The organism is Cryobacterium sp. MP_M3 (assembly GCF_015752155.1).
Classification (GTDB): domain Bacteria; phylum Actinomycetota; class Actinomycetes; order Actinomycetales; family Microbacteriaceae; genus Cryobacterium.
Genome location: NZ_JADOVI010000016.1, coordinates 36077 through 53301, shown reverse-complemented (window position 1 = coordinate 53301; position 17225 = coordinate 36077). Strand labels below are relative to the sequence as shown.

Annotated in this window: 16 protein-coding genes; 10 read left to right on the top strand and 6 right to left on the bottom strand. The window is 70.0% G+C overall.

Translation table 11 applies throughout. From position 1 onward, the window contains the following. Positions 1 to 35 precede the first annotated feature (35 nt). From IWX89_RS15505 to IWX89_RS15480, 6 genes are all read left to right on the top strand, one after another. Positions 36 to 1688: an ABC transporter substrate-binding protein gene (locus tag IWX89_RS15505; protein ID WP_196904439.1), complete on the top strand. Its 1653-nt coding sequence runs from the start codon at positions 36 to 38 to the stop codon at positions 1686 to 1688. A 105-nt stretch (positions 1689 to 1793) separates the two neighbouring features. After that, positions 1794 to 2774, top strand: coding sequence for an ABC transporter permease (locus IWX89_RS15500; protein ID WP_196904438.1), 981 nt, complete (start codon positions 1794 to 1796; stop codon positions 2772 to 2774). Beyond that, positions 2771 to 3721, top strand: coding sequence for an ABC transporter permease (locus tag IWX89_RS15495; protein WP_196904437.1), 951 nt, complete (start codon positions 2771 to 2773; stop codon positions 3719 to 3721). The genes IWX89_RS15500 and IWX89_RS15495 overlap by 4 nt, the downstream gene beginning before the upstream one ends. Then, positions 3718 to 5655, top strand: a complete 1938-nt coding sequence (locus IWX89_RS15490; protein ID WP_196904436.1) for an ABC transporter ATP-binding protein — start codon at positions 3718 to 3720, stop codon at positions 5653 to 5655. The genes IWX89_RS15495 and IWX89_RS15490 overlap by 4 nt, the downstream gene beginning before the upstream one ends. Then, positions 5652 to 6560 (top strand): alpha/beta fold hydrolase, encoded by a 909-nt coding sequence (locus IWX89_RS15485; protein WP_196904435.1) that lies wholly within the window; start codon positions 5652 to 5654, stop codon positions 6558 to 6560. Before IWX89_RS15490 ends, IWX89_RS15485 begins: the two co-directional genes overlap by 4 nt. Positions 6561 to 6618: 58 nt before the next feature. Continuing rightward, positions 6619 to 7941 (top strand): glycoside hydrolase family 1 protein, encoded by a 1323-nt coding sequence (locus IWX89_RS15480; RefSeq protein ID WP_196904434.1) that lies wholly within the window; start codon positions 6619 to 6621, stop codon positions 7939 to 7941. Between the two features lie 141 nt (positions 7942 to 8082). Here the strand turns inward: IWX89_RS15480 and IWX89_RS15475 are convergent, their stop codons facing one another. The 4 genes from IWX89_RS15475 to purD form a co-directional block, all read right to left on the bottom strand. Further along, complete coding sequence (locus tag IWX89_RS15475) at positions 8083 to 8922, bottom strand: VOC family protein (RefSeq protein ID WP_196904468.1); 840 nt, start codon at positions 8920 to 8922, stop codon at positions 8083 to 8085. Between the two features lie 149 nt (positions 8923 to 9071). Beyond that, a complete protein-coding gene (locus IWX89_RS15470) occupies positions 9072 to 9449 on the bottom strand; it encodes a VOC family protein (RefSeq protein ID WP_196904433.1) in 378 nt (125 codons plus the stop codon). Between the two features lie 103 nt (positions 9450 to 9552). Continuing rightward, positions 9553 to 10518 (bottom strand): phosphoribosylaminoimidazolesuccinocarboxamide synthase, encoded by a 966-nt coding sequence (locus tag IWX89_RS15465; protein ID WP_196904432.1) that lies wholly within the window; start codon positions 10516 to 10518, stop codon positions 9553 to 9555. 22 nt (positions 10519 to 10540) lie between these two features. Next, positions 10541 to 11809: a phosphoribosylamine--glycine ligase gene (gene purD / locus IWX89_RS15460; protein ID WP_196904431.1), complete on the bottom strand. Its 1269-nt coding sequence runs from the start codon at positions 11807 to 11809 to the stop codon at positions 10541 to 10543. 73 nt (positions 11810 to 11882) lie between these two features. Here purD and IWX89_RS15455 point away from each other — a divergent pair, with 73 nt between their 5' ends. Beyond that, positions 11883 to 12248: a sterol carrier family protein gene (locus IWX89_RS15455; RefSeq protein WP_196904430.1), complete on the top strand. Its 366-nt coding sequence runs from the start codon at positions 11883 to 11885 to the stop codon at positions 12246 to 12248. Between the two features lie 180 nt (positions 12249 to 12428). Here the strand turns inward: IWX89_RS15455 and IWX89_RS15450 are convergent, their stop codons facing one another. Next, complete coding sequence (locus IWX89_RS15450) at positions 12429 to 13415, bottom strand: ribokinase (protein ID WP_196904429.1); 987 nt, start codon at positions 13413 to 13415, stop codon at positions 12429 to 12431. 67 nt (positions 13416 to 13482) lie between these two features. Between IWX89_RS15450 and IWX89_RS15445 the strand changes: the two genes are divergently transcribed. Genes IWX89_RS15445 through purM form a run of 3 tightly spaced genes read left to right on the top strand, consistent with a single transcriptional unit; the run spans position 13483 to position 16622 of the window. Beyond that, complete coding sequence (locus IWX89_RS15445; RefSeq protein ID WP_196904428.1) at positions 13483 to 13878, top strand: hypothetical protein; 396 nt, start codon at positions 13483 to 13485, stop codon at positions 13876 to 13878. A gap of 21 nt (positions 13879 to 13899) precedes the next feature. Beyond that, positions 13900 to 15522 carry an amidophosphoribosyltransferase gene (gene purF / locus IWX89_RS15440; RefSeq protein ID WP_231383377.1) on the top strand — a complete coding sequence of 541 codons (1623 nt, stop codon included), beginning with the start codon at positions 13900 to 13902 and terminating at the stop codon, positions 15520 to 15522. After that, a complete protein-coding gene (gene purM / locus IWX89_RS15435; RefSeq protein ID WP_196904427.1) occupies positions 15519 to 16622 on the top strand; it encodes a phosphoribosylformylglycinamidine cyclo-ligase in 1104 nt (367 codons plus the stop codon). The genes purF and purM overlap by 4 nt, the downstream gene beginning before the upstream one ends. Before the next feature lie 260 nt (positions 16623 to 16882). On the opposite strand, the gene IWX89_RS15430 is transcribed toward purM, so the two are convergent. Beyond that, positions 16883 to 17128: a DUF3073 domain-containing protein gene (locus IWX89_RS15430; RefSeq protein WP_134522745.1), complete on the bottom strand. Its 246-nt coding sequence runs from the start codon at positions 17126 to 17128 to the stop codon at positions 16883 to 16885. Positions 17129 to 17225 lie beyond the last annotated feature (97 nt).

Sequence of the window (17225 nt, the reverse complement as noted above, 5' to 3'; positions counted from 1 at the left end):
CACAGGTCAACGACGACACAAGGGATTCAAGAGCAATGAAGCAATTGAGATTGCGCATCGCACGAACGGCTCTGGCCGTGGTGGGTGTGACCGCACTGCTGGCCACCAGCGCGTGCAGCATGAACGTCAACAAACAGTCTGCCGGTTCGAGTGACGGGTCACTGCTCGTGGCCGCCGACAACGGGTCGCCCACCTTCGAGAAGAACTTCAACCCCTTCTCGACCAGCAAGCGCGTCGCCACGACGTACATGTACGAACCGCTCGAGGTGACCAACACCCTCGACGGCAAGGCGACCCCGTTCCTCGCCACCGGCAACACACTGCCGGATGCCCGGACGGTCGTCTATGACATCCGCAAGGACGTCACCTGGTCCGACGGCCAGGCGTTCACGCCCGCCGACGTCGCCTTCACGTTCAACCTGGTCAAGGCGACCCCCGCGCTCGACACCTGGGGCGTCTGGCAGCACATCGAGAGCCTCGAGATCGTCGGCGACACGGTGGTCTTCCACCTCCAGTCGGATGACGTTCCGGCCGCCTCGATCATCGACCAGCAGCTGATCGTGCCGGAGCACATCTGGAAGGATGTCAAGGACCCGGTGACCTGGAAGAACGAGAAGCCCGTCAGCACCGGCCCGTTCGTGCTCGACACGTTCACCGCCAACCAGTACACCCTGAAGAAGAACAAGGACTACTGGCAGGCCGACAAGGTCGCCGCCCTGAAGCTCGTGCTCCCCGCGGCCAACAGCCAGCTCGACGTGGTCAAGAACGGCTACGACTGGGCCTACGCCTTCATGACGGATGTCGAGGGCACCTGGGTTGCCGCCGACAAGCAGCACAACAAGTACTGGTTCCCGCCGGGCGGAACGGTGACGCTCACACCCAACCTCACCAAGGCGCCGTACAACGACGTGAACTTCCGCCAGGGCCTCAGCCTCGCACTCGACCGCGACAAGATCGCCAAGGACGCGGAGCAGGGCTACGTGGATGCGGCCGGCCAGTCCGGCCTGCTGCTGCCCAACCAGGAGGCGTGGCTGAACCCCGACCTGCCTGACGGCGGAGTCGTCGCCCAGGACGAGACCGCGGCGCTCGCCGCGTTCGCCAAGGCCGGCTACACCAAGCAGGGCGACAAGCTCGTCGACGCGAGCGGAACGCAGCTCAGCATCAACATCCTCACGGCCAACGGCTACACCGACTGGCTCCAGGGCCTGCAGACCGTGCAGTCGCAGCTCGGCAAGATCGGCATCGACGTGAAGCTCAGCCAGCCGCAGCCGGCCGCCTACACGGAGGCGCTCAGCAAGGGCGACTTCGACATGGCGATGAACAGCTTCGGCGGCACCGGCAGCGTCTTCCAGGACATGAACACGCTCCTGAACAGTCAGTTCGCCACCCCGATCGGCTCGGGCACGACCGGCAACTACGGCCGGTTCAGCGACCCGAAGGTCGACGCCCTGCTCGCCCAGCTCAAGGCATCCACCGACGAGGCCGACCAGAAGGCGATCTCCGCCCAGTTGCAGTCCGTGCTCTACGAGCAGCTGCCCGTGATCAGCCTGTTCTACGGCGGGCTCTGGGGTCTGTCCAGCGACAAGAACTTCACCAACTGGCCCAGCGCGGACAACGCCTACGCTCCGCCGAACACGTGGAACTCGACCCCGCTGCTCATCCTGACCAATCTGAAGAAGGCGTCCTAACCCACGATCGGCGATAGCGGGCGGGTACCCCTGGGGGGACTCGCCCGCCCCGCCGCCCACGGCGGATTCATCCGCCGGCCTGTCCAGACTCGAAAGGAACGACCCGTGCGCTATCTGCTGGGCAAGGTCGGCCTGCTCCTGCTCACCCTGTGGGCCGCAGTCACGCTGAACTTCCTCCTCCCCCGACTCATGCCGGGCTCCCCGGCGGATGCCGCGATCGCCAAACTCGCCCAGAACGGCCCGGTCAGCCCGTCGACCAGGGCCGCCATCGAGGCCCAGCTGGGCGTGCCGACCGGCAGCGCCTGGGACCAGTACCTGCAGTACCTGAACAACGTCGTGCACTTCGACTTCGGAGTGTCGTACACATTCTTCCCGCAGAGCGTCGCGAGCCTGGTCGGCACCGCGCTCCCGTGGACCCTGGTGCTCGTCGGGTTCGTCACGATCGTCGCCTTCATCTGCGGCACCCTGCTCGGCGTGCTCGCCGCGTGGAAGCGCGGCACCTGGCTGGACACCCTGCCCACCGTGGGCGGCACCTTCGCCAGCGCGTTCCCGTACTTCTGGACCGCCCTGCTGCTGCTGTTCTTCCTCGGCTACGTCGCCGGCTGGTTTCCCACCTCCGGGGCCTACGGAAGCGCGGCCACCCCCGAGCTCACCGGCACGTTCCTGCTCGATGCCCTCTACCACTCCATCCTGCCGGCGACGACGATCCTGATCACCTCGCTCGGCGGCTGGATCCTCGGCATGCGCAGCACCATGATCAACACCCTCGGCGACGACTACGTGACCTTCGCGGAGGCCAACGGCCTGCACCCGCGCACCGTCGCCATCCGCTACGCGGCCCGCAACGCCATCCTGCCGAATCTCACCTCGTTCGGGCTCGCGCTCGGCGGTGTGGTGGGCGGCTCGCTCCTGGTCGAGCGGGTGTTCAGCTACCCCGGGGTCGGCTACCTGCTCTACACCGCGGTGGTCAACCAGGACTTCCCGCTCATGCAGGCGCTCTTCCTGATCATCACGATCAGCGTGCTCCTGGCCAACTTCATTGTCGATATCTTGTACGGCATCCTGGACCCGAGGACACGACGATGACCCCCACCGGCACGACCCGACCGACCAGACCGACCACCTCCGCGGTGAAGACGATCAGCCAGGGGAACCACGACGCCGGGGCCAACCCGTTGCGCGTCATCCTGCGGGCGTTCCTCACCATCTGGAGTGTGCCCAAGGCCCGGATCGGGGTGGCGCTGCTCGGCGTCTTCGTGCTCCTGGCCGTGTTCGCCCCGCTCCTCGCCCCCTACGGCGCGACCGACAACAGCTTCGACCGCAGCGAGGACATGAGCGCGGCGCACTGGCTGGGCACCACGGCCGCCGGCCAGGACGTGCTCTCCCAGATCATCTACGGCGCCCGCGTCTCCGTGTTCGTCGGCTTCGTCGCCGGGCTGCTCTCGACCATCATCGCCGTGCTGATCGGACTGAGCTGGGGGTACCTGCGCGGCCTCGCCGGCGACGTGATCAACTTCATCGTCAACCTGTTCCTCGTGATCCCGGCACTCCCGCTGATGATCGTGATCGCCGCGTACCTCCAGAACGGCGGGATCGGCATGATCGTGCTCGTCGTCGTGATCACCGGCTGGGCCTGGGGCGCGCGCGTGCTCCGCTCGCAGACCCAGTCGCTCCGCTCCCGAGACTTCGTCACGGCCGCCGTTTTCAGCGGGGAGAGCCCGGCCCGGATCGTGTTCCGGGAGATCCTGCCGAACATGACCTCGCTCATCGTCGGGAGCTTCTTCGGCGCGTCGACCGCGGCGATCCTCGCCGAGGCCGGTCTCGAGTTCCTCGGCCTGGGCGACTCGACCACTGTGAGCTGGGGCACGATGCTCTTCTGGGCCCAGAACAGCAACGCCCTCCTCACCGGCCAGTGGGTGCTCCTCTTCGCCCCAGGCCTCTGCATCTCCCTGCTCGCCACCTCGATGAGCCTGATCAACTTCGGCGTCGACGGGCTGAGCAATCCGCGCCTCCGGGAAGGAGCAACACGATGAGCCTCGTCAGTGTGCAAGGCCTGTCCGTCGTCTACGAACCGAACGGCGCCGAGCCGGTGCCCGCCGTCAAGGCGGTCTCCTTCGACCTCGAACAGGGCGACTTCGTCGGGCTGGTCGGCGAGTCGGGGTCAGGCAAGTCCACCCTGGGCTTCGCGCTGACCGGGCTGTCCAGGCCCCCGGCCCGCGTCTCCGCCGGCAGCATCATCTTCGACGGCGTCGACATCGCCGGCCTGACCCCCAGCCAGCTGCGGGTGCAGCGGCACGGCGGCTTCGCCATGGTGCTGCAGTCGGGGATGAACGCGCTGAACCCGGTGCGCAGCATCCGCAATCACTTCTTCGACATCTTCGCCGCCCACGGCCACGTCTCCACCCGGGACCGGGAGGCCAGGGCGGCCGAACTCGTCGGCAAGGTCCAGTTGCCCGCGAGCGTGCTCGACAGGTTCTCCGGTGAGCTGAGCGGAGGGATGCGCCAGCGCGTCTCGATCGCGCTGGCCCTCTCCCTCGAACCGCGCCTGATGGTCTTCGACGAACCGACCACCGCGCTCGACGTGCTCGTGCAGCATGCCGTGATGGACACCATCCGGGAACTGCAGAAATCGGAGCGGTTCACCGCGGTGCTGATCAGCCACGACCTCGGCATGGTGCTCGAGGTCACCGAGCGGGTCATGGTCATGCACGACGGGCTGATCGTGGAGGACGCCACCGCCGCGGAGATCCTGGCCGCGCCGCAGCATCCGTACACCCGGATGCTGCTCAGCCACTACGGCGACCCCCGCGCTGCCGTCGTCGAGGTGCCGGGGCTCGCCTCCCGCGGCACCGAGCGGGCGACGGATGTCGCTCAGGCCGTTGCCGGGGGAGCCCCCGTGGGCGAGCCGGTTGAGTCGCAGGGCGAGCCGGTCGAGTCGCAGGGCGAGCCGGTCGAGACCCCGGTCGGCGAGCCGGCCCCGAGCGCCCCGACCGCCGTGACAGTGCGGAAGCGCGAGGGCAGGGCCGCCCGGGAGTCGATCGTCGTCTCCGGCGTCTCCAAGGTCTACCCGCGGCCCAGCCGCCGCGACCAGCCCGTGACCGCGGTCAACGACGTGTCCTTCACTCTCGAGCCGGGCGCCTCGATGGCGCTCGTCGGCGCGAGCGGCAGCGGCAAGAGCACGATCGCCAAGCTGATCACGGGCGTCGAGCATCCGACCAGCGGCACCATCACCTTCGGTGATCTGCGGATCGACACGATCAGGCGCCGGCAGCTGAAACGGCTGCACACCGAGGTGCAGATGGTGTTCCAGGACCCGTACGCCGCCCTGAACCCCCTGCACACGGTCGAATATGCGCTCACCCGGCCGGTGCTCAACTACTCGTCGCTGCGCGGCCGGGACGCCCGCCGCCGCGTGCTGGAACTGCTCGAAACCGTGGGGCTGACCCCCGTCGAGCAGTTCGCCGCCCGGCTCCCGCACCAGCTCTCCGGTGGGCAACGGCAGCGCGTCGTGATCGCCCGGGCGCTCGCCAGCGACCCTCAGGTGATCATCGCCGACGAGCCGGTGTCGATGCTCGACGTGTCCCTGCGCGCCGGAGTGCTCGCCCTGCTCGACAGCCTGCGCGAAACCTGGGGGGTGAGCATGCTCTACATCACCCACGACCTGCTCAGCGCCCGGCTCGTCACCGACCAGATCATGGTGCTCAACAAGGGGTCGGTGGTCGAGGAGGGCCGCACCGCGACCGTGCTGCAGAATCCGCAGGATGAGTACACGATCCGACTGCTCGACGCGATCCCCGCGCCGCGAAGCGGCGCGAAAGGCGGCAGCCGTCACCCCCAGGAATCCTCAAAAAAGGGACTGCGACCCCCAGCCACAGTCCCAACTTCCTCACCCCCAGCCACAGTCCCAACTTCCTCACCCCCAGCCACAGTCCCAACCTCCCTGACCTCCCCCCGGAGCCCCTCATGACCTCCACCTCCACCTCGTTCCCCGCAGTGTCCCCGTTCGGGACCCTCCCCGTGCCGCCGGCGGATGCGCTCGCCCACCTGGGCCTCGACCTCCCAGTCGGCCGCCTGACCGCCATCCGCGCCCGGCCGGCCGGTCCGGCCCGCGGTGTCGTGCTGCTCGTGCCCGGCTTCACCGGCTCGAAGGAGGACTTCACCGCGTTCCTTCCGCTGCTGGCCGAGCGGGGCTGGGACGCCTGGAGCTTCAGCCAGCGTGGCCAGGCCGATTCCGCCGCTCCCTCAGGGCCGGGCAACTACACCCTCGACCTCTTCGCCGGCGACGTGGTCGCCGTGGCGGCACTCGTCGGCGCCGGAAGCCCGGTGCACCTGCTGGGCCACAGCTTCGGCGGGGTCGTGGCGCGCGCCGCCGCGATCGCGTCGCCCGGCAGGTTCGCCGACCTCACCATGCTCTGTTCCGGGCCGCACGGCTGGGCGGGAAGGCTGGAACGCGAGGCAGACATCGTCCGTACGCGGGGTTCCGACGGCTGGTGGAGCGAGGACAACCCGCACACCGTCGGCCGGGCGGATGCCGAGCTCACCGCCGACGAGGCGTTCCGCCGGCTGCGGATGGGCCGCACCAGCGACGACAACCTGATCGCCGGCGCCGGGATCCTCGCCGACGAGACCGACAGCACCGGGGAACTGCTGGAGACCGGGCTCCCCGTGCTCGTCGCGCACGGCGCCGCCGACCCGGCCTGGCCGCAGGACTGGCAGCGCACGATGGCGCTGCTCCTCAACGGGCGGTACGCCGTCATCCCGGACGCCGCCCACTCGCCACAGCTCGAGAACCCCGCCGCCACCGCGGCCGTGCTCGACGGGTTCTGGGCCGCCACCAGCCCCGGCCCGGCCGGATCCACCGACGCCGGCTAGGCATCCGCCCCTACTTTTCCGCCAGTCACCGCCCCCGCAATTGCACCAAGGAGTTATCGTGCCCAGTTTTCCCCAAGGATTCCTCTGGGGCGCCGCCACCGCCGCGCACCAGGTCGAAGGCAACAACGTCAACAACGATTGGTGGGTGAAGGAACACGCCGCCGGCACCCGGATCGTGGAGCCCAGCGGCGACGCGATGGACAGCTACCACCGTTTCGGTGAGGACATGAGGCTGCTCGCCGACGCCGGGCTGGACTCCTACCGGTTCAGCATCGAATGGAGTCGGATCGAGCCGGCTCCCGGCCGCGTCTCCCGGGCCGAGATCGACCACTACCGGCGGATGGTCGACACCGCCAGGGAGAACGGGCTGAACCCCATCGTCACCCTGATGCACTTCACCGTGCCGCAGTGGATGTTCGAGCGCGGCTTCTGGCGCAACCCGGACGCCCCCGACCTGTTCGCCCGGTTCACCGAGCTGGCGCTGCCGATCGTCGCCGACGGCGTCGACTACGTCTGCACCATCAACGAGCCGAACATCGCGGCGATGCTCGCCGGAGGGGAGACCGCGGCCAACCTGGTCGCGTTCGGGCTGCCCCGGTCCGACCTGCAGGTGGCGGATGCCCTGCTCGCGTCGCACAAACGCTCCCGCGAGGTGCTGTCCTCGGTCAGCGGGCTGAAGTCGGGCTGGACCGTCGCCACCCAGGCCTTCCAGTCGACCGGTGAGCCCGGCGCCGACGAGAAGCTGCACGAGTACGGCTACCCGAGCGACGACTGGTACCTCGAGAACGCCCGCGGGGACGACTTCATCGGCGTGCAGGCGTACACCCGCACGTTCATCGGACCGGACGGCCCCATCCCGGTGCGGGACGACGTCGAGACCACCCTGACCGGGTGGGAGTACTACCCGCCGGCCCTCGGGCAGGGCGTGCGCGCGGCCTGGGAGCTGAGCGGGCACGTGCCGGTCATGGTCACCGAGAACGGCATCGCGACTGCCGACGACACCCGCCGGATCGCCTACACCGACGGCGCGCTCCGCGGGTTGCGCTCTGCCATGGAGGACGGCGTGGAGGTGCTCGGTTACCTGCACTGGAGCGCCTTGGACAACTACGAGTGGGCCAGCGGATTCCGGCCGACCTTCGGCCTGATCGCGGTCGACCGGGAGACGTTCGTGCGCACCCCGAAGCCGAGCCTGGCCTGGCTGGGCGAGGTCGCCCAGCGGAACGGCCTTCCCGACGAGCCGGTCGAGCCCGCGGAGTCGGAGCCCGCTGAGTCGGAGCCCGCTGAGTCGGAGCCCGCTGAGTCGGAGCCCGCGGAGTCAGGGCCCGCTGCGTCAGTGGGGCCCGCAGCGGTCGCAGCGGCATCCGCGGCATCCGTGGCCTGAACTTCTCGCCGACTTCCACCCTTCCGGTCGAGCCCGACCCGCGCACCGGTCGGGTTCGACCGGAAGGGCAGATCTCGGCGGGGCGTCCGGTGGCTGGGGGTCGCAGTCCGGGGGTCAGGCTGCCGGGGTGGGGCCGCCGCTTTACGCCGCGGCGCGCCGTGCGCGGACGACGATCCGGTTGCCCCACGGGTCGTCGAAGTCGAGGGTCTGCCCGTCGTGGCGGGTCTGGGCGCCGAAGTGGCTCATCCGTTCATCGAGGGCGCCGATGTCGTCGACGGTCGGCAGGATGATGTCCACCTCGCCCAGCCCGAGCGCGAGCCGGCGCTTGCCGGCGCCGGCACTGTTCCAGGTGTTCATCGCCATGTGGTGGTGGTAGCCGCCCGCGGACACGAACAGGGCCGCGCCGCCGAGCGACGCCGTCGCCTCGAAGCCGAGCTGGTCCACGTAGAACCGGCGGGCCGTGGCCACGTCGCCGACGGAGAGGTGCACGTGCCCGACGATGGCGTTGCCCGCGGAGGGGTCAGCCTGGCCGGCCTCGGTGAGGTGCTCGCCGATGAACTCGTTCGGGTCGAGGTAGAGGGTGGCCATCTCGACCTGGCCGTGCGACCAGCTCCACGCCGTGCGGTCGCGGTCCCAGTACAGTTCGATCCCGTTGCCCTCCGGGTCGGTGAAGTAGAAGGCCTGGCTGACCAGGTGGTCGGCGCTGCCGGTGAACGTGCCCGGATGCTTGGTGCCGACCGAGTAGACGGCCGCGGCGAGCTGCGCCTGGGTGTCGAAGAGGATCGCGGTGTGGAACAGCCCGCTCGAGCGCGGCTCGGCAGCGGCGAGCTCGGGGGAGTGCTGCAGGATCACGATCGGCGTGCTGCCGCGGCCGAGCACGGCGACGGCGCCGTGCTGGCTGAGCAGGGTGAGGGTGACCGCATCCCGGTAGTACGCGATCATGGCGTCGAGGTTGCCCACCCGGAGGGTCACCGCGCCCATTCCGGTGGAGGCGGGAAGGAAGTCGTTCGCAGAGTGGCTCACAATTGCTCAAACGGATGCCGGCCAGCCGGTATTCCGGAATGCCCCGTTCGGGGGCGCACCCCGCGGCGCTGCGTCCTGGTGGAGATCCTCAGTCCTGGCCGGGGCGCTCAGTCCTGGTGGAGCTGGACCAGGTTGCCGCAGGTGTCGTCGAAGAGCACCGAGGTGCCGGAGGCATCCGTGATCGGCTCGCTGGTGAAGCGCACCCCGAGGGCGGTGAGCCGGTCGTAGTCCGCGCGAACATCGGGGGAGCCGAGCACGATCACGGGCAGGCCGAGGGCGCGCAGCCCCTGGGCGTACTTCGTGGAGATCTTGTTGTCGCTCGGCTCGAGCAGCAGCCCGACGCCGTCGGGGTCTTCACGGGACTTGACGATGTAGAGCTGGTGTTCGGGCATGGTCAGCAGTTCCTCGAATCCGAGGACGGACGTGTAGAAGTCGAACGCGGCCGAGGGATCGTTCACGTGGACACTGCACATCTTGATTCGCATGCCGGGAGCGTAACATTTTCGCGGCAGCGGGCGGGCGGGCGTGACTCCCCGAGACGCGGGCGCCGGCCCGGCGCCGGGCCGGCCCGGGTGCCCGCGGCGGGTGTCAGCCCTTCGCGGCGAGCCCGGCGTGGGTGAGCCGCTCGAGCAACTCCAGGTAGCGGGCGGAGGTGCGCGCGATGATGTCCTCCGGCAGGGCGGGCGGGGTGCCGGTCTGGTCCCAGTGGGCGGCGAGCCAGTCGCGCACGATCTGCTTGTCGAAGCTGGCCATCCGTTGCTCGGGCGTGCTGCCGGAGCGCCACAGGGCGGCGTCCCAGTAACGGCTAGAGTCGCTGGTGAGCACCTCGTCGGCGAGGGTGATGACGCCGGTGACGCGGTCGGCGCCGAACTCGAACTTCGTGTCGGCGAGGATGACGCCGGCCTTCTCGGCAATGACGGAGGCCTGACCGAAGATCTCGAGCGAGAGCCGGCGAAGTTCGATCGCGACCGGCTCGCCGACCAGGTCGACGGTGCGCTCGAACGAGATGTTCTCGTCGTGCTCGCCCATCGGCGCTTTCCAGGCGGGGGTGTAGATCGGTTCGGGCAGCCGGTCGCCGTTCTGCAGCCCGGCGGGCAGCGGGATGCCGCACACGGTCTGGCTGGCCAGGTATTCCTTCCAGCCGGAGCCGGTCAGGTAGCCGCGCACGACGCATTCGATGGGGAACATGTCCAGGGTTTTGCAGAGCATCGCCCGGCCGGCGACCGCGGCGGGGATGAGGCTCGTCACGACCCCGTTCACGGTGTGGTCGGGAACGAGGTGATTGGGGATGCCCGCGAGCTGGTCGAACCACCACAGGCTGAGCGTGGTGAGCAGTTCGCCCTTGCCGGGGATGCCGGGCTCGAGCACGTGGTCGAAGGCGCTGACGCGGTCGCTGGCGACGACGAGCACCCGGGTGGCGGTGGCCAGGTCAACAGGGGCATCCGGGTTCGCCCCGGCGGGAACGTACAGGTCGCGCACCTTGCCCGAATAGGCGTGGCGCCAGCCCGGCAGGTCGAGGGGGGCGGATGTCGAGGGCTGGTCGGGTGAGGTCACGGCTTCATTCTCTCGCACGGTGTCAGCCGGCGACGCGGGCGGCGATGTCGGTGCGGTACTGGGCGCCCTCGAGGGTGATCAGGGCGAGGGCGTCGTAGGCGCGGGCTCGGGCCTCGGCGAAGCCGGCGCCGACCGCGACGACGCTGAGCACGCGCCCGCCGGTGGAGACGAGCACGTCGTCGATCACGGCGGTCGCCGCGTGCGCGATCGTGACGCCGGGCACGGCGGATGCCGCGTCGAGGCCGGCCAGCGGGCGCCCGGTGACGGGGGCATCCGGGTAGTTCTCGCTCGCGAGCACGACCGTGACGCAGGCGTCGGCCGAGAACACCGGGCGGGCCAGGCCGCCGAGCGCGCCGGTGGACGCAGCCAGCAGCAGTCCGGACAGCGGGGTGACGAGCCGGGGCAGCACGACCTGGGTCTCGGGGTCGCCGAAGCGGGCGTTGAATTCGATCACGCGGATGCCGGCATCCGTCAGAATGAGGCCGCAGTAGAGCAGCCCGATGAACGGGGTGTCCTCGGCGGCGAGGCGGCGCACGGTGGGCAGGGCGATGGTCTCGATGACCTCGTCGACGAAGGCCTGTTCGCTGCCGAACCGGGCGTCGAGCCAGGGCAGCGGGGAGTAGGCGCCCATCCCACCGGTGTTCGGGCCGGCGTCGCCGTCGCCGAGGCGCTTGTAGTCCTGGGCGGGGGAGAGGGGGAGTACAGTGTGGCCGTCGCTGAGCAGGAAGAGCGAGACCTCCTGCCCGTCGAGGAACTCCTCGATCAACACGCTGCCGTGCTGCAGCCAGTGCGTGGCATGGGCGAGGGCCGCGGGGCGGTCCTCGGTGACGAGCACGCCCTTTCCGGCGGCGAGTCCGTCGGCCTTGACCACGTAGGGCGAGCCGAATTCGTCGAGTGCCGCCGTCGCCTCGGCGAGCGTGCCCGCGCGCACGGCGCGGCCGGTCGGCACCCCGGCCGCTTCCATGATGCGTTTGGCGAAGGTCTTGCTGCCTTCGAGGGCCGCGGCGGCCTTGCCCGGGCCGAACACGGGGATCCCGTGGGCGCGCAACGCGTCGGCGACGCCGGCCACGAGCGGAGCCTCCGGGCCGATCACGACGAGGTCGACACCGTTCAGGTTGGCGTAGTTGGTGACCTGCTCCGGGTCGGTCGGATCGAGCGGAACGACCGGCACGTCCCTGGCGATCCCGGCGTTGCCGGGTGCGGCGACGACCTCGTGGGCCGGCTCCTCTCGGAGCAGGGCGGTGATGATGGCGTGCTCGCGGGCACCGGAACCGAGGACCAGAATTCTCACCGGTTCAGGCTACCGGATGACGCGCCCGCGGGTGGCGGGCGCGGTTGTGGGGTGGGGACGGCAGAATGGGGGGATGGCCAAGGCGAGGATCGACGACGGAGTGGGACGCGCGGCGGTGCGCAGCTACGTGGCGGATGCGGCCGGGGCGAGCCGGGACATCCGTGCCCTCGCCGTGCGCTACACCCTGCAGCTGCTCTCCGAGGAGGCCAACGGCAACACCCTCGAGGTGCGCGTGCCGCCGTTCGGGGCCGTGCAGTGCATCGCCGGTCCCCGGCACACCCGCGGCACCCCGCCCAACGTGGTCGAGACGGATGCCGCCACCTGGCTCTCCCTCGCCACCGGGTCGCTCTCCTGGGTCGACGGCCTCGCGACCGGGCGCATCCACGCCTCCGGCCAGCGGGCCGACCTCGCCGCGCACCTCCCGCTCCCGCTCGGCTAGTTGCGGCGGGGCGCGGCCGGCCCGGTTGCCCGAGCCCGGGTGCCCCGGCCCGGGTGACCCGGCCCGGTGGCGCCGAGATCTACCGTTTCGGTCAAACCCGACCCGTGCACCGGTCGGTTTCGACCGAAACGGCAGATCTCGGCGGGGGTAGGCGCCAGGCGCCGTCGGGACGCGGCGCACTCAGCGGAGGATCGCGGTGACCTCGGCCAGGGTCGGCATCGAACTCGTGGCACCGGGCCGGGTGACCGACAGGGACGAGGCAACGGTCGCCCAGCGCACCGCGTCGATCATCTCCGCCTCGCTGACGGCGGCGGGCCCCGCGCCCCCAACGGCACTCACGCCTGAGCCGGTGCCGGCACGCGCATCCACGCCGGCAGCACTCGCGCGGTCCGAGCCGGCCGCCAGTCGCGCGACGAGTGCGCCGACGAAGGTGTCCCCGGCGGCGGTCGTGTCGACCGCCCGCACCGGGCGCGCGGGGGCGAGCCCGAGCACGCTGCCGTCGAAGGCGACGACGCAGCCCTCCGCGCCGAGGGTGACGATGGCCCAGGTGCGGCCCGCGCTGAGGACCTCGGCCGCGCGCACCGGGTCGCTCTCGCCCGTGAGCGCCGCCGATTCCAGGCGGTTGGGCACGACCAGGTCCACCCCGGCGAGGAACCCGTCCGGAAGCGGCACGACCGGCGCCGGCGTGAACACGGTGAACACTCCGGCCGCCCGCGCGGCGGCGACGCCGGCCACGAGTGTGGAAACCGGCAGCTCGCACTGCACCAGGAGATGGGACGCCCCGCCGATCGTCTCCCGCTGCGCCTCCGACAGTCCCGTCACCGTCGCGTTGGCACCCGGCACGACGACGATCGAGTTCTCGCCGGAGTCCACGACGGCGACATGGGCGGTCCCGGTCGCCCCCGGCGCCGTGTCGAGACCCGACGTGCGGATGCCCTCCGAGCCCAGCAGCGCGCGCAGCTCCGAGCCGTAGGCATCCGTTCCGACCGCGCCGAGGAAGTCGACCGAGGCACCGAGCCGGGCTGCGGCGACCGCCTGGTTCAGGCCCTTGCCGCCCGGCACGGTCATGAAGGCGGAGCCGATGATCGTCTCCCCGGGGTTCGCCGGGCGGGGCTGCCGCACGACGAGGTCCATGTTCGCGCTTCCGAGCACCGCAATCCTGTTCATCTGCCCAGTCTGCCAGCGACCGCGAAAAGCCAGCCGATGGCCCCGGCGCGCGTGCGAGAATAGACGGGTGAGTTCAGCCGAGCAACCCGAACAGCAGGTCCCGGAGTCCGGCGAAGGCGAGATCCTCGTCGATCAGACCCGGGTCACCATGCGGCGCTCGCCGCGCTACCTCAACTTCATGATCCTCGGCGCCGTCGTCGGCGCCATCCTCGCCCTCGTGCTCACCGTCTCCTTCCCGGGGAATGCGGAGTTCGCGCCCAGCCAGGTCTTCGGATTCCTGCTGCTCGCGGGGGTCGTGGCCGGCGTCACCGTCGGCGCCGTAGCCGCCATGGTCGTCGACCGGGTCACCGGCCGCTCGGCCACCACGGTCGTCGTCGATAGACTGGGCGCCTATGGTCCGAGCGGCCAGGAGGCTCCGGATGCTCCATCCGACTCCCCGAATTCCAGCGGCAACTCAGAGTAAAGACAGTTAAGAGGCTTCGATTTGGCTGGTGGCGACGGACTTCTAGGTCATGACCTTCTCCCGGGTGAGAAGGGGCCGCAGGATGCCTGTGGCGTCTTCGGCGTCTGGGCCCCCGGCGAGGAGGTGGCCAAGCTCAGCTACTTCGGCCTCTACGCGCTGCAGCACCGCGGTCAGGAATCGGCCGGCATCGCCACGAGCGACGGCTCCAAGATCCTCATCTACAAGGACATGGGCCTCGTCGCGCAGGTCTTCAACGAAGCCGCGCTGAGCACTCTCCTCGGCCACATCGCGGTCGGCCACACCCGGTACTCCACGACCGGGTCCTCGAGCTGGCAGAACGCCCAGCCCACCCTCGGCCGCACTTCGAGCGGAACCGTCGCCCTCGGCCACAACGGCAACCTGACCAACACGGCCGAGCTGCTCCAGCTCGTGCACGAGCGCTACCCGAAGGTCGAGGGTGAACTCGCCCGCGGCAACACGACGGACACCGCCGTCATCACCGCCCTTTTCACCGGGGACCTCGACCACACCCTCGAGGCCACCGCGCTTGAGGTGCTGCCGCGGCTGCGCGGCGCGTACTGCCTCGTTTTCATGGACGAAACCACGTTGTACGCGGCCCGCGACCCGCAGGGCGTGCGCCCGCTGGTGCTCGGCCGTCTCGAACGCGGCTGGGTGGTCGCATCCGAGACCGCGGCCCTCGACATCGTCGGCGCCAGCTTCGTGCGCGAGGTCGAACCGGGCGAACTGCTCATCATCGACGAGGACGGCCTGCGCTCGCAGCGGTTCGCCGAGTCCAAGCCCGCCGGCTGCGTGTTCGAATACGTCTACCTGGCTCGGCCGGACACCACCATCGCGGGCCGCGGGGTGCACGAGGCGCGGGTGGAGATGGGCCGCCGCCTCGCCGCGGAGTACCCGGTCGAGGCCGACCTCGTCATCCCGACCCCGGAGTCGGGCACGCCGGCCGCGATCGGCTACGCGCAGGCGTCCGGCATCCCGTTCGGCCAGGGTCTGGTCAAGAACTCGTATGTCGGCCGCACCTTCATCCAGCCGTCGGAGACCATCCGCCAGCGCGGCATCAAGCTCAAGCTCAACCCGCTCAAGGCCGTGATCAAGGGCAAGCGCCTGATCGTCGTCGACGATTCGATCGTGCGCGGCAACACCCAGCGCGCCCTCGTCAGCATGTTGCGGGAGGCAGGCGCCGCCGAGGTGCACGTGCGCATCTCGAGCCCGCCGATCACCTGGCCCTGCTTCTACGGCATCGACTTCGCCTCCCGGGCGGAACTCATCGCGACGGGGCTCGGCGTCGACGAGGTGCGACAGGCCATCGGCGCCGACTCGCTCGGTTACCTCTCCCCTGAGGGCATGATCGCCGCCACCGAGCAGCCGCGCGAAAAGCTCTGCACCGCGTGCTTCACCGGGGTCTACCCGATCCCGCTGCCCGACGCGCTTCACCTGGGCAAGAACCTGCTCGAACGCCCGGCCGGTTCCGACGGCTGTGACCCCGGACCCGACGCGGAGTACGAGCCCCTGCTCGAAGCGGCTGCGCGCCGCCCCGGCGCCCCGGCCGGAGAACCAACGACCCAGGGCGGCATCCCAGCAAAACCGGTAGTGTTCCCGATCGGCGATCCAGGAAGACAAGAATGAGCAACGCTTCATACGCGGCGGCCGGAGTAGACACCCAGGCCGGCGACCTCGCCGTCTCCCTGATGAAGGCCGCCGTCTCCCAGACCCACGGCCCCGAGGTGCTGGGCGGGTTCGGCGGCTTCGCCGGGCTCTACGACGTGTCGTTCCTCACCTCCTACCGTCGCCCGCTGCTGGCGACGTCGACGGATGGCGTGGGCACCAAGGTCGCGATCGCCCAGGCCATCGACAAGCACGACACGATCGGCCAGGACCTGGTCGGCATGGTCGTCGACGACATCGTCGTGGTGGGCGCCCGCCCGCTGTTCATGACCGACTACATCGCCTGCGGGAAGGTGGTCCCCGAGCGCATCGCGGACATCGTCGCCGGCATCGCCCGCGCCTGCTCCGAAACCGGAACAGCCCTCGTCGGCGGCGAAACCGCGGAGCACCCCGGTCTGCTCGGACCCGACGACTATGACGTCGCCGGGGCGGCAACCGGAGTGGTCGAGGCCGACCAGGTGCTCGGCGCCGAACGGGTCATGCCGGGTGACGTGGTCATCGCACTCGCGTCATCCGGGCTGCACTCCAACGGGTACTCGCTCGTGCGTCACATCCTCGCCCAGCGCGGTATCGGCTACACCGACACCTCCGCTGATCTCGGCGGGGTCGTCGGCGAGGTGCTGCTCACCCCGACCCGGCTCTACACCGGCCCCTTGCTCAGCGTCCTGGCCGACCCGGAGCTCGCCGGGGCGGTGCACTCGCTCAGCCACGTCACCGGCGGCGGGATCGCGGCCAACCTCGCCCGTGTGCTGCCGCTCGGCTCCTGGGTCGAGGTCGACCGGTCCACCTGGTCGCCGTCGCCCGTCTTCCGGGTGCTCAGCGAGATGGCCGGCTCCTCCCTTGAGAGCTCCGAGGGCACCTGGAACCTGGGGATCGGCATGTTCGCGGTCGTCGCGGCCGGCTCCGCGTCATCCGTCATCGCGCGCCTGGCCACCGACGGCATCCCCGCCTGGGTTGCCGGACGGGTCTCGACCGCGGCACACGACCTGTCGGGCTTCGAACAGGGCGCCAAGGGCGTCAACGGCGGCGCCGTGCGCCTGGTCGGCGGCTACGCGGGCTGACCCGGTCGCGTGGCAGGCGCAGTGACGCGGGCCGGGCCCTCACACCCTCGCCGAGATCTGCCGTTTCGGTCGAGACCGCCCCGCGCACCAGTCGGTCTCGACCGAAAAGGTGGATCTCGGCGGTTTGCGTTGGCATGGGGGCGACGGTGGTCACCGGGCGCGGGGATACGCCGAGGTCGGGGTCGCCGGTCGCCGTGGCACTCCTGGAGGCTGCCGGATTTAGGGCTGCCGCCTTTCGCGATGCTTCGCATCGCGCGGCATCACGCCCGGCGCTGCTCGTCTTCCGTCGCGTAGGTGTCGACGTATTGCTCGTCGTCTTCGTCACCCTTGCCGGGCTTGGATGCCTCATATTCCGGCCACTTCGCCAGGTCCTCATCGAGGCGCGGGTCTTCGACCGGATGCCCCGTGAGCTCGCGTTCGAGCGCGTTGTAGTTGGTGTCCGGGCTGAAATACTTCAGCTCGCGGGCTACCTTGGTGTGCTTTGCTTTTTGACGGCCGCGCCCCATGCGAGACCCCCTAACGATGCCAGGCCGAGTGAGGAATGAGTCACCCGGGGAGTTGCCGAACGGAATGGTGAAAACTAGCCGCTAGTTTAGCATGATG